5 protein-coding genes are annotated in these 14,724 nt (G+C 43.4%); 2 read left to right on the top strand and 3 right to left on the bottom strand.

Annotated features, from left to right (window positions below; translation table 11 throughout):
- Nucleotides 1-20: 20 nt before the first annotated feature.
- Complete coding sequence (locus PGW97_RS22490; protein ID WP_273859892.1) at nt 21-2,744, bottom strand: cation-transporting P-type ATPase; 2,724 nt, start codon at nt 2,742-2,744, stop codon at nt 21-23.
- 665 nt (nt 2,745-3,409) lie between these two features.
- Here PGW97_RS22490 and PGW97_RS22495 point away from each other — a divergent pair.
- On the top strand, nt 3,410-4,471 hold the full coding sequence (locus tag PGW97_RS22495; protein ID WP_273859893.1) for a linear amide C-N hydrolase: 1,062 nt from the start codon (nt 3,410-3,412) through the stop codon (nt 4,469-4,471).
- A 690-nt stretch (nt 4,472-5,161) separates the two neighbouring features.
- Here the strand turns inward: PGW97_RS22495 and PGW97_RS22500 are convergent.
- Nucleotides 5,162-6,334 (bottom strand): phospholipase D-like domain-containing protein, encoded by a 1,173-nt coding sequence (locus PGW97_RS22500; RefSeq protein WP_273859894.1) that lies wholly within the window; start codon nt 6,332-6,334, stop codon nt 5,162-5,164.
- Nucleotides 6,335-6,715: 381 nt separating this feature from the next.
- Between PGW97_RS22500 and PGW97_RS22505 the strand changes: the two genes are divergently transcribed.
- Nucleotides 6,716-7,849, top strand: a complete 1,134-nt coding sequence (locus PGW97_RS22505; RefSeq protein ID WP_273859895.1) for a hypothetical protein — start codon at nt 6,716-6,718, stop codon at nt 7,847-7,849.
- A gap of 220 nt (nt 7,850-8,069) precedes the next feature.
- Here PGW97_RS22505 and PGW97_RS22510 read toward each other — a convergent pair whose 3' ends face one another.
- Nucleotides 8,070-14,459: an ATP-binding protein gene (locus PGW97_RS22510; RefSeq protein ID WP_273859896.1), complete on the bottom strand. Its 6,390-nt coding sequence runs from the start codon at nt 14,457-14,459 to the stop codon at nt 8,070-8,072.
- Between the last annotated feature and the right edge of the window lie 265 nt (nt 14,460-14,724).

A 14,724-nucleotide genomic window follows, 5' to 3' on the forward strand; every position in this document is an offset into this window, starting at 1 on the left:
GAGTTACTGGACGCAGCCAATCAAGATCTCGGCGGAAGAAAGCCGGTACGAATATCATGCAACAGCAAACGAAGTCGCTTTTCAATTTCGATGATTGCAAAAAACACCACTCCGACAACGACAATGATCACCCCGTCCCAGAACGGCACGGCCTCGGTGGCAAAGAGCGCCTGCAATGGCGGCAGATACGTCATGGAAAACTGTGCCGCCGTGACACACACGATTGTTGCCCAAACCACTTTGGTTCCGACAATCAACTCCCATTTCAATGACGTGCCATAAATATTTCGGATAAAAAACAGATGGAAGATTTCCATCACCACAAGCGTATTCAGGGCAATGGTACGCGCCAATTCGACGGAATACGCCTGCTCAACAGCATAGGCGTACATCCCGAACACTCCACCAAGCAACAAGAGTGACACAAAAATAATTCGCCATGCCAGCTCACCATTCAGAATGGGCTCATACCGCGGTCGCGGCGGTCGTTGCATGGTGTTCTTTTCTGTCGGTTCAAACGCCAGTGCAATCCCAAGGGTGATCGCAGTGATCAGGTTCACCCAGAGGATCTGGATCGGGGTAATCGGCAGCGTCATACCAAACAGCAGCGCAACCACGATCGTCAGCGCTTCACCGGCATTGGTAGGCAAGGTCCAGCTGATGACTTTCTTGATGTTGTCATACACCGTTCGCCCTTCACGCACAGCGGCAACGATTGATGCAAAATTATCATCAGCCAACACCAGTTCCGCCGCTTCTTTCGCGGCTTCACTGCCTTTTCGCCCCATGGCGATCCCGGCATCGGCGCGCTTGAGTGCAGGTGCATCGTTGACGCCGTCGCCGGTCATCGCAATCGTCAGGCCATGCGACTGCAGTGCCATGACCAACCGCAATTTGTCTTCCGGACTGGTGCGGGCAAAAATGTCGGTTTCCGTCACTGCCGCCGCCAGCGAGCTATCGTCCATGCCAGCCAGATCAGCACCGGTTAACACCTTGTCAGGGTTCTGCAGCCGGAGCTGTTTGGCAATGGCCGCCGCGGTCCCTTTGTGATCGCCGGTGATCATTTTTACGCGGATCCCGGCGGTTTGGCATTCAGCGATCGCAGCAATGGCCTCCGGGCGCGGCGGATCAATCAGCCCGACCATACCAATGAAAACCAGATCCTGCTCAACATCGGTAAATTCCAGCACGGTATGCTCCGGCGGTACCGGTTTGACCGCAAAGGCAAGTACGCGCTGTCCCTGCGACGCAATATCCTCTGCCTTCTCATGCCAGTAGCCAGGGTCAAACGTTTCACTGTCGCCCGCGACCGTCCGTTGCCGGGTACACATCACGAAAATCTGCTCTGGCGCTCCTTTCACTGCAATAAACGCGTGGTTCTCGTGGTCATGAATCAGGGTCGCCATAAAGCGGTGTTTGGCATCAAACGGAATCACATCGGTTCGCATCCATCCTGACAGTTCGTCGGTGAGATCAAGACCGAGCTTGCCACTCAGTGCCAGCAAAGCGCCTTCCATCGGGTCACCCAATACCGCCCATGCACCGTCACTGCAATGCAGGGTCGCGTCATTACACAGCGCCGCCACTCTGCCAATTTCATCCAGAATAGCGTGCTCGCTCGCACTGACTGCCACCTCATTTAAGCGGATTTCTCCTTCCGGCTCGTACCCCACACCATCCAGGGAAAAGACGTGCGATTCCGTTACTACGCTCACCGCCATCATCTCATTACAGGTCAGAGTGCCGGTCTTGTCCGTGCAGATCACCGATACTGCGCCAATGGTTTCAATCGCAGGCAAACGCCGGACAATCGCATTGCGACGCGCCATGGCCTGTACACCTACGGCCAGCGTGATAGTCAGTACCGCCGGAAGCCCTTCCGGGATAGCCGCAACGGACAAGCCAACCACAGCCATGAACATATCGGAAAATGCAAAGTTTTCGACAACATACCCAAAAACCAGCAGCACGGCGGCAAGCAGCAAAATGAGGGCGGTTAACCAACGTGCGAACACATCCATTTGCCGGAGCAGCGGGGTGGTTAAGGTTTCAACGGTGGAAAGCATACCGCTAATCCGGCCAAGCTCAGTGCTAGCACCGGTGGCCACCACCACTCCCCATCCCATCCCGCTGGTCACCAGTGTACCGCTGTATGCCATGCATACCCGATCACCAAGCGGCGTGCTGGGCGCAACGGCATCAGTGTCTTTTTTCACGGGAACAGACTCACCGGTCAGTATCGCTTCCTGAATTTGCAACCCGTTGACCTGCACAAGTCGCAAATCGGCAGATACCTTGTCACCGGCTTCCAACAGCACAATATCACCCGGCACCAGTTCTTCCCCATCTATGGAACGGCGGATACCCTCCCGTCGCACCGAGGCTTTCAGCGCCAGCATATGGCGGATGGCATCCATTGCCTCTTCGGCCTTCCCCTCCTGAAAATACCCGATAACCGCGTTCACAATAACAACAGCCAGAATAACGCAGGTATCGGCAATGTGACCCAGCACCGCCGTCATCGCCGCAGAGCAGAGAAGCACGTAGATAAGAATATTGTGAAACTGACGCAAAAAGCGGAGAAAGGGATGCTGTCGAGGAGGAGCCGGTAAGCAATTGGGACCATAGGTATTGAGACGCTTCGCTGCTTCATCAGAAGACAGCCCGTCTCTGTTTGCGTTCAGGGCATCAATCGCATCTTCCGATGCCATCTCATGCCATAACTGGTCAGCTTTATTTTGCATCTCTTCAGTAATGATGTATTTCGGCGCTTAGCTCACCTGATAATCATGAACCAAATCGTGAAGTCACATCATTCCTTTCTTGATACACCTGGCTGTTGAGTCACCTGGCTGAGACACAACACAACTAACAAACACCCAGCAAGCATTTGAAAAAACAGAAAAGAGGGTGTATTGCAAGAGAATCTAAAATTCACTGTCTCACCCCAATAACGGCAGGCACGGTTGAGCACTCAAGTGAAATAACTGTAGTACTGAGGTAGAGATAGAGGCAGCAACACCGTGAGATCACAGATAAAGAAAGACAGCATCCTTTCCTCACTCCCGATCCATACCACGAAGACTGCTTTTCATTGGACGGGTACGGTTTTATTGACTGACTTTCCTAAAATGACTTAATTGAAATCATTTTAATAAAAATGATAGATCACTAATTTATATTTCTTTTTTAAAAACAAACCCACTTTAAAAAACAGGTATCAAGCCATATTAAATAACTGACTATTCTCATATTTATTTTATACCGTAAACATCTATCAAATTAGGAAGATAAATTAAAATCAATCTTCTTATTTCAGAGAATTAAATCTCCCATTTATGAGTTTGGTTCGATACTCTAATATATGTAAAAAGCTGCCCTCAATTCACAATTCTTGCCAGAGGATACAATGAATAACATCAGAAAAGTCCTGATGGGCATTGCCCTTACCCTAGGGACAGGAGCAATAATTAATACGGCTCAGGCCTGTACCCGGGTGATCTACAAAGGAACAGAGAACCTGGTCATGACAGGAAGAAACATGGATTTTAGCCTGCCCATTCCGGCCAATCTGTGGCTGTTTCCAAAAGGAATGGATAGAGACGGTAGTGTGGGCCCGCATTCTGTTCAATGGAAGTCAAAATATGGCAGTCTGATCGCCAGTTCTTGGGATATAGCCACAACAGACGGAATGAATGAGAAAGGGTTAGTCGCGAATTTGCTGTGGTTACTGGAAAGTCGCTATCCGGAGTCAGCACCTTCGTCAACTCATCCTGGTTTGGCTATTTCGATGTGGGCGCAATATGTGTTAGATAACTTTGCAACAGTTGCTGAGTCAGTAGAACAATTATCAAAAGAGTCATTTGTTGTCGTCACTGACATGATTCCGGGCACACAGAAAATGACTACGGTGCATATGTCTATCTCGGATGCCACGGGTGACAGTGCCATTTTGGAGTATATTGACGGGAAACTGGTGATTCATCACACCCCCGATTATCTCGTCATGACAAACGATCCTCCATACTCTGAACAATTAGCAATTCAGAAGTACTGGCAAACCGTTAGCGGCTCTGATTTTATGCCGGGTACGGTAAAATCATCCGATCGATTTGTCAGAGCGAATTACTTTATAAACAATACCCCAAAAACGGATGATGAACGCGTGGCGACAGCTGTTCTCATGAGCATCATGCGTCATACCTCAGTACCGTATGGCTATTCCATCGCGGGCCATCCGAATTTATCCAGCACTCAATGGCGGGTCGTCGCCGATCAGACAAATTTACGATATACCTTTGAAACAGTTCTCTCACCCAACACTTTCTGGGTAGATTTGAAACAGTTGGATTTTTCCGAAAGCAGTTCGGCAAAAATGCTGGATGTCTCATCCGGCCAAATCTACGCGGGCGAAGTCTCAGCACATTTTCATGACGCCAAGCCCTTTAAATTCCAAGGACTGGCTCTCTAAGAGCTCAGAAAAATTGGATTTGTATGGGTTGGATGAGCCAAATTTCAGATACAAAAAAGCCGCTGTTAAACAGCGGCTTTTTTTAAATGTGGCGGAGAGAGTGGGACGAGTATGGGCACTGGGAATACACAGTGCAACTTAAATAAAACATTATGAATCAATAATTTAAATCATAATTGTATTGATAATATTAAGTCTTTTTAACATTTCATCATTCCTTTACACCCTCAAATCTGCCAGAGGGTGTTTTTACTTTAACGTAACACAATGTACTTACCAATAGCCAAAAGGACTATGCAATAAATACTATCTATACTCGAGTAAAATAATTAAGTGCGCCATAGGAAGTGGTTTGCACTCGTCATGGTGCTAGAGTTCGTTTTCTTCTACTTCCTACAGCTTCATATATTTATTATTTACCCGTATAACTTTGTCCAAAAAATTGGCTACACCCCGAACTTTTCTTTGGTCATTGAAACGGCCTATTCAATGATCTCTAAGTTCTGGTCGGTAGGCGGGTAAACATAGTCTTCATTGATGCCAAAACGTTCATCAAGAATCTTTAGGATTTTGACTTTAATTCTTTGGCGATTTTATATATACGACGACCTCGGTAATAACTATCGCTAGAGGCTGTGTTGAACTTTAAATGTGGATGCCCCTATTTTAGGGTAGGTTTACAAGTCGATCTTATCTGACAACCCAAACAGGAGCATTGTCAAATTCTAGAAGCTGGATTTGATTAACTTTTCCTTGTAGTTGCTCTCCAATTAGGTCAAATTCACCATGGATCTTCTTTGGTTTAAAGGCTTCCAAGATATAGTTCATCAACGAAGAACTTTGACTGTTTTTGGGAGCTTCTATAAAGTTCTGTAGCTCTTCTCGTAACTCCTTTGTCACCCTGCGATCAACCCACTTTATAATGTTACTTCGCCAAGGAACAAACTCAGGCTCTCCACCATAGAAAGATAGCTGCAGTTGTGCTTTATAATCTCTGCCTCTATCATTTATAGATATCTCCAGCAGTACATTGAATTTATTGGAGACTTCGCTAATTACTCGAACTTTGTAGTATCTAGTAGAAATATTAGATGGAATAGTCATCTCCAACTCACTAAAAGCAAGTGAAAGACTTCTCTCATTCATGCGAACAAAGTATAATTTATAGTTATTATTCGCATCTAGCAAAGTCATCCATTCAGTTTTTGATGCATCAAGACCTTTTGATTCGACTAGTTCAGACAAATTACCACCATCAGCCAGTTTTATATAACCAGAATCAATTCTGGCATCTTTCCACCCTTCATGTTTAGAGCGCCTAGCAATGTTCTTCTTTCTCCGCCTATGATTCTTTTCTTTGCAATATGCTTTGTATTTTTCCAAATTTTCTTCAATAAATTTGAGCTCAACACAATCAATATCAATTGCCTTTTTTTCCCATGAGCTTAACTCTTTCTTAGCATTTTGAAACTCCAATTCAACAAGGTCAGTATTATCAAAAATTGCTGTGATTTCCTTCATAGTAAAGTGACTATTATTTGTAAAATTCTGAGAGCCACAGGATATAATACGCCCATCTACGACAAGCACCTTGGCGTGAAGGTCATCAATAGCTTTAACTCTATACTTATTTTCTTCCACTACCTTTTTTAAAGCTTCAAATGCACCTCTTGATGTATAATACTTTCGCTCATCAAGAGTTGTTACGATTGTGACTATTAGCGCTGAGTTATCACGGTCACAATTATCCAATATATCAAGTAGAAAACTATCCCAATAAGGAGCAAAAATCGTAACCGATTTTTTCGCTTCTTTTACCGCTTCGCTCCAGTTTACATAAACACTTTCTGCCTTTAGTTGCATTAATATTCCTTTCAAATCCTCTATAGCTCTAATATAGATTGAAAAATTATCACAAGGTATTAAAACCAATATATATTAAACTGCAAACCATATTTCATTTTAATACGCATAACTTTGCTCTATAACTCAGATATACTTGGATATCAATATAACCGAAAGCGCTAATAAAATCTCGAATTAGATACCAACTTTGAGCGTATCCACTGCAGTACAAAGGCTTTAAGCACAAAAAATGAACATAAGTAAGCGATGACGTTCTATGTTAATACTTAGAAAAGTCGAAAATAAGCATTCTTACAAAAAAATACACATTTGAACTATGATCGCAATGGTGCATTGCAAATTGGATGCCTTTACATTAACTGTACAAAGGGTCATACCATGAACTATAAATTTAAAGGATTAATACTTATAGCAACTGCAAGCGTAGCTTTCACTAGCAACGCCAAGGAAATCAAAATAACTACTTGGAATACTGAGCACCTGATGTCTGAAGCTCGTTTTTTAGAGTGGAAAAAATTTTGCGAACCACTTGGCTGGCCAGACTCAAGAGACAAATCACTAACTGATGAAATCAAGGCCAAACTCAACTCAAAACCATCATATTTAACATACTGTAATGCTCTAAACGGATTACATTGGGGCAAAGTTCAATCCAAACCTGTTCATGATATTGCAGCTCATAAAGCAAAAGTGCAGGCGTTAGAAGAAGCATCAAGTAAATTGCAATCAGATATTTACTTCTTTCAAGAAGTTTCTGATGCAATTGCAATAAAAGAACTATTAAACAACCCAAGCTATGAAGTCATAAGCTCATTTGAGCTTCTTAAGAACATATCACTTCCCCAAAATGTTGGAGTTGCCTACAAGAAGGAGCTGTTTGATGCTCGCCCCCAAATAACTTTGAATAAAACTCTTATGGTTGAGCATAATGACCGAAAAGTACGCCCTGGAATTGAATTGCAGGGCGTCATCGGAGGTAAACCGGTTGTATTCCTTAATGTACATATGAAGGCTAGCTGCCGATGGAACCCTTTAGATGATAAAAAGGCAGATTGCGAAACATACGCACGCCAAGTACCAAAGTTAGAGACATGGGTAGAGGCACAAACTAAGGCTGGAAATTATTTTATACTGCTCGGAGACTTTAATCGTCATTTTGTTAGGGATATGACTTTCGAAGCTAGATCAGACGGTGGCTCAGCTTCGAATATCCCGTCCGGCACATCTAAAACCCGCTCGATGCTAAAAGAAATAAATGACAGTGTTCCGAATGGCACAAACTTATACTATACAGCCAACCATTTTGATCCTCCATATAAGTCTTGGGATTGCCATAAAGATATTGATAGATTTATGATTAATGAGAGCTGGGCCCGTTTGCTTTCGGTGAGTTACATTTTCGAAACTACAGACCTAGGTCTCGGATCCTATGGATATAATTATCCTGGACATGACAAGAATAAAGTTCAACCTTCAGATCATTGCCCTATCACACTTAAAGTTGCACTGTAAAAGCTGAGGGGGGGCTTTGCCCCCCTCAATTCGCTTAACTGTACTGGTGTGATTACCTAGATTAGTCAGCATGCAATCTAGCAACTATCAAAGTACAACACTAACGCAATCAAAAGTAACATTAGATTTTGTATAGAAGGCTAAATTGCTTTCTATCTATACTCAATCGATGTTCTCCATATATATCACGTCGAGAATTGAGCGCATACGTTTAATCAATTCAGAAAACTTTAACCAAGCAAATTTTGTCGTGCCAATCCATGTCATATTCCGGCTTATATTTATCAATTGTCCGAGATAACTTTATCCGTGCAAACACATCAAGATTGAGTTCAGATGCTAACTGCCGTAGAAGGTTGACATCAACTTCTAAAAGAAAACCCGTAGATTTTGGTTCGTGTCTCCTTCGACCTTGATCGAACTCTTCTTGCCATTCAGTCGCGCGACTAAATATGGACTCTCCTAACTGAGCCCCTAAGTAATCAAGAGTACTTTCCGCATCAGGAAAACAATCCTTCCAAATTCCAGAAAGGGCTGCAATTTCGCAGGTGCGTCTACCTCGAAAGTTACGAGATGAGGAAGAGACTAAAGGCATGCTCAATTGTGAGCGAGGGCTTTCACGCCAAGGCAGCTCAAATCGGTAAGCATTGCGGTCACGAATCCGTGAATGCTCAAAGAGATAATCAAGCATATCTTCGGGAATTTTCGCCCCAGCTTGGATTCCGAACAATTCGCTTTGGACAATACATGCTCTTTGAGATTGACTGCCTATCTCACCACCACTACGTTGCTCTGTGTACTCAAACAGTCGGATAAATCCATCCTCAACCCTAAGAGCGGCCTCAACGCTAGCATTAATATCAATGAAGTTGATGAAGCCTGAGTCATCATCAGTTCGACTCAACCAGTCTACCCTTGTGGGGCGGGAGAACGATTTTACTAAACTATCAGTGGGATCTCTATGCCTCAAGATATCTGCATCTCCTGTGAGATACTCCGGATCAATCTCATGAGCTGCTATTAGCCGAATAATAGCCTTATTCACAGATGATCGGCATGCTTCATCAAAAGATGCGGCTATCTCAAGATTATCAAAGTTTGTGTTAATATTATGCTCTCTATGTACGGAGTATTCCTGTTCCAACCCTTGTTGAGCATTGTTGTAGATATCATCCAGAATTCTTAATGCTTCTGAATGTAGTAAGCGTGGATCGTCGCAGCCTTCCGAAAGAAGATTTAGTACCCAATTCTGGTAAGGGGTTAAACGAACTCTCGGGAGCTCATCGCCAACGATTTGAGGCTTAAGAGGAAGGACAATGCTAGGGCGATCGAGCAATGCCCATGCTTTACTAGCCAGAGGATGTTCTGGACGGTTTCTAAGTTCATCTCGGCTAAGTGCCAACGCAACAGTTGTGCTAAGGTTGTAATGTTCTTCTTTAGTAGCCTCTTCCTGCAACCACGATGCCCAAAGTTCTACGAGATCAGGACGTAATCTGCCCAACGAGTCAAGCATTGAGGCCACATACTCACGCTGCCCACACGAGAGTGTTGGCCAATGCCTTTGTAAACTTTCGATTAAATCAGCTCTTTTACTAAGCAATTCTACCAAAGCTTCGACGCTCAAAAGTCGAACATCTATCTCTGGATATCGAAGAAGGGCCAAAAGATAGCTAATAGCCTCTTCCTCAAAACGCAACTCTTCATCAGCGGTTATCCAGCATGATCCCAAAGGTTTTGATGTCAGTCCATCTGTAAGGCGTCTATTATGCAAAGCCCATGTTTCATATAGTACTACTCCATCGATAGCCATCGCTGTAGACATAGTTTTAACTAGGCTTCCGAGCCTATAAATCAGTGATACAGGATATTTATTATACTGCTGTCGGAAGCTATTAAGAATCAGGTGACAGGCTTTGTCGGTATCAAGGGAAAGGGCGAGATTACATATGTCATTTTTCAGTTTCCCGTGTTCGAAGAAAATAGTTGCTATACAATCAGTAGCTTCTTCAAGTAATTCAAAAGCTAATGATGGATTTGCAAACTTGTAACGTTTAGCTACTTCAACTAGAGCAAGCGCACGTGCATCTGATGTCAAATTTTTGCGAGCAAAACTCAGCCAATCAGATAATTGATTGAAAGACGTATCCTGAATCCACTCTGGGAGTCTGTCCTCTAATTGACGTTCAATGGAATAACCAAGACTTGATGGTCGAAATAGGCTGTCAAGCCAGGTATCAAGATCAAACCCCTCTTCAATAGGCGCAATAGTCTCCTTTTTCACACCAATAAGTAATGCGAACTCATGGACTGTATCATGAACCAGTTCTTCAACTGCTCTGCGCGAATGGACTTCATCAGCACTCAAAAGTTCAACTATTCTTTGCTCAAACGATTCGAGAAAGTTATCAATATATTGCTCAAATTCTGATGGAATTGAATTCAGCGATGTGACATTGAGTAATGCTTGTAGCCAATCATTTCTCTCCTGAGTCAACTTTCTCGCTATTTTTTTCTTTCGCTCTTCTAGTGCTAGGTCTTCCAAACACCTTGTAACTTCCGAAATGTTGTCTGGAGCCAGTTTTTCTAACACAGACTTAATGCTATCTCTGGAATCATCAAAAACATCCTCTATCTCTTGACACTCTGCTTGTTTTTCATCTTCGCGAAACGTCTCCTCATCTTGTTTGGCAAGTTCATTGTCAGAGTGATTAGCATTTCGCATGATGGCCAAGTCGCTAAGTAGGTGTGGAAGCTGCTTTTCTACTAAGAAAACTTGTCGAGCAAATTGATAAGTCTCATCAGCTATCTGGTATTCCTTCTGCTCTAGCAACGCTGCAAAGAACTCTTTCATAGCTGGAGCTGTTTCATCATTGAAATGGTTGTGGTTTTCCCAACGGGACATCGTTTTCAGGATGGCGAGCAATAGCTGTTTATCTAATGATTTGTTTGTGACAAGCTTTAATAGCACGCCTCGAAGCGCACGTTCACGAAAGATCAACGACTCCTCTTCGACTAATCCCCTAAATACCAAGGCGGGCTTCCATTGCGCTACCAACTCTAAAAGCCCTTCTATAGCAATAGCTACTTGCTTACCTGCTCCTGTATCCTCAAGATGGTGAGCTAATTCGAGCTGTTCATTAAGACGCCGAAGACTTCCTGATGGATCCTGATTATGCGCAATCTCTAACGGAAGGAATATTTCACTGAACTGATAATCTTTGCGGTAGCCTACACCACATGCGATTTTAGAAATTTCACTCCAAAGCCTAACCGCTTCGTCTCTAAAACCGCAGATTCCCCACGCCTTGGCAGACTCTATAAATGAAGACGTGAGAACCATCGTTTCTTCGTCTTTTCTAGCTACCGTTTCGACGACTTCAAGGAGTTTGCGCTTCGTTTCATTAATACCATCCGCCGAGTTTTTTGCCAGCGACCTCACCAAATTACGAGTTGCTATTGAAAAGCGCTCACACATACAGCCATCTTCCGCCCCCAACCAGTAGATTGCCAATGCTATTTGACTCTTATGGTCAAGAAATTCTACAGCATAGTCCCATAAATGCTGGTATAGCTCATGCGCATGGTCATAATAAAGGTAACTATGATAATCATTAGTTGTAGCGAAACTATCTACGCTTATCGATAGTTGGTTACATAAAGATTTGAGTCTTTCCAGGTTATTAGCCGAAGGTGGATTACCAACTGATTGTACCCAAAGTTCAGCCAATGAAATTAAAGCATGGTTAATGTCCGCAACAGGCCCTGTTAATCCTACGCACCGAGAACGAAGTAATGTTGTTCCATCCGTTCTGTTTAATAAGAAACCTCTATATTCAGAGAATGCTTTAACCAACGCCATGTTGAACTCGTAGTTTTTGTCCAACTTTTTTGGCGCTGCAGGAATGGAAATGGTCTCAACCATTGCAAAAGGAATGCGATGTCGTGCAAGCTGAACCTGAATCCAGAACAAGAAGCCTTTAGGAAGGCAATCTAGCTGAAGGTTTTGTGAAGTGCTGATTGCATCTGTTACGGATTTAGCCTTTGCAAAGGCTACTGTAAGTGCCGCTTCAATTGCAACGTGAAGAATGCTATCTGAAAGTTTCAGGCTAGCCAAAGCTATCAGCTTGTCAATCAAGCAGTGTTCTGCGAGACTTTTAATCACTTCCAACTGCAAATTGAGATTGAGTTTACTATTCTCAGTGTCGTCGGCTGCGTCTATCAAATGACTTGTTTCAGTTGTTGTTTGCCAGCGTAATTGGCTGATTTCTTTTAATAGTTCAGCTGGCTCCACAACCAAACTGACTATGCGATAAATTTTGGCTGTTGCCTGGTAACTATTTCTTTGTCGGTTAGAAAGTGCTTCTCGAACGACTGAGGCTGGCAACAAACGACCAAGTCGACTCTCATAATGTGCTGCAAAAATTGCAAAATCTGAGGGTGAAATTAACGAGCGCTCACCGTCCCATACAGTATTGAGTGCAGCATCCGATAGTCCAACATCTAAAAGTGTCGTCGCAATATCAATAGGTTCAAGATCAATATTTTGTTCTATCAAGCCTGCCTGCTGCTTCAGCAAACCAATTCGAATAAATGAATGAAGGTCTTGGGCTTGAATGCTCGCTTTCCAAACGAGATCTAGATTTTTTTGGATCTCGGGTAAAGGTCGATAGAACTGCCAAGCTCGATTTACCCAATCGTTGTCACAAGCCTGAAGTGCCTCTTCATATAGCCCTAGCTCCAATAGATGGCGAAATCTATTACGCCAGGATTCGTCAGTTGTAGGTTCGCTTCCATACCAGTCCAATATTGCTCGTGTGATCTCAGGTCTTAGTTCGGAGGTTCGTTCACTGACAAACTCTGTAAGACTAGCGTGATTTATCGTAAATCCTTTTGCTTCCGATTCTTTAAGTACATAGCGGATAGCTTGTAACTTGTGTTTAATTTCACCGAGGGCTAAAGGGCGGTTGACGCTTGCAAGTAGAATTTGAAGAAGCTCAGCTGTTGTATATTCTTCACGCACAGCCAATATAGCCAGCAAATACTTTGTATCTAAATCTGAAGTCCACTCTTGCCACATGTGGTCGTGATAGTGGTCTATCTTTTCACCACGAAGAGTAGGTGTTTGCTGCAAATATCTATCCTGCTCAGTGGCTGTCATGTCGAATAGTTTTTTTGCTAAATACTCGAGATAGATTGGAACCCCTGCAGAAATAGTGACTATTTGATCTAATAATGAGTCGTTATGCTCAACACCTCTAAGTGCCATGAATTTAGATATTTGCCATCGTTCGAATCGCTTGACTTCTATTCGTCTAGTTGGTTGCTGCTTGAGATGGCTAATGATGGCAGGGGGAAGAGCCTGCTCATATCTAGTTGAGAGTATAATCAGGACGTTGTCTGGTAGGTGTCCATCCAAAACGCTTGTCAAAGGCTTAGACAACAGAGATTGGCGAGTTTTTCTATCCACATGATCAATGCCATCGACAAGAAACACGACCCTTTGGCTACTTTCAGAAAGCTCTTTCAGCCAAATGTTCAGTAATTGAACCGATGCCGTCGAATAGGGTTTTGAGAATTTAAAATCCGGGAAAGCATCTTTAAGCCCTAAACATACTGAACGGACGAAAGCCTCTTCTTGTAGTCGGTCGTTTCCTATTACTTTTTCATTGGGAATAAAGCAATAGTATCCAAACTTGATGCTTGAATTGGCATTAAGATATTTTGTGAGGGCTGTTGATTTCCCTGCTCCAGGTTCACCAATTACAGCAATGAAGCCTGAAGATAGGCTATCCAATGCATTATCTAAAGCCTGAAAGAGATTGGGAGTAGGAACCCATAAAGCGTCGTCGACAGGATACCTATGATTCAGGCGCTCTGCAAAGCGATCCTCAAGGCCTAAAGCCTCCAAGACAAGAGACGCGGTTATCTGTCGGCTTCCTATTGACCAGTTCACACATCTATCCAGCAAGGTTCCGAATTGTTGTTGCTCAATGCCTAGTTGATGAAGTCTAGCCTTTACGCGGTGGGCGACAGTGTCAATATCATCTTGCCCTAAAGTGAATCGCATTGATTTCAAAAACGCAGCAAAAACTTCTCCGTCGGTGATACCCGATGCACCCTTTAGCTTTTGGATAATCTGCTTGTAGTCAGAATACGAATGAATAGCGTCAATCTTCGTACCTGGAGGACTTAATATGTATGGAGTGTGAAATTCAGTGATGAATTGCTTTAAACTGCGTTCAAACCCTTGTCCAGGTTGCTTCTTGATACCTTCTCTACGAGTGGACAATAACTCTACAATTTTCTCACCATGTTCGGAGCTAATTTGCTGGTATCCACGTGCCAACTTTAACCACAGAGAACCACCTTCCTCTTCTGCTACCAAATTTGCGAGAGTAAATGAAGTTTCCTGCTCTTTTGTCCACTTGATTTGGATGAATCGGGAGCCTGTGTCTGTGTCGATGATAATGTCATCAATGTGTGGAGCTCGGTCGGGATTTTCTAAAGTGATACTTCGTATGTTTGAGCCAATATCAATCAACTCAAGAAGATGTAATGCAGCAACTAGGTTCTGATAATAAAAGCCTGCCTGCGCCTCACTTCCTGCCATAAATACTCCCAAAATCATTCAACAATACAATGCAACTGGCTGATTATAATACAGTCATATTATGAATCGTTATTTTTTATGTGATGAAGATGTATTAAATGACCGAAGGAATGCCATGAACGACATGAAGGCTAAGTTTGATGGAGAATTGTGTCGAGAGAACTCCCAAGGTCAGGTTCAACATCCTCTAGAATCACTTCCCTCTCAAACACTTTTTTACATAAGAAATTATAATCAAAACGCAATATTACCACGCAAATAGGCA

It is taken from the genome of Photobacterium sp. GSS17, from assembly GCF_028621875.1.
Classification (GTDB): domain Bacteria; phylum Pseudomonadota; class Gammaproteobacteria; order Enterobacterales; family Vibrionaceae; genus Photobacterium; species Photobacterium ganghwense.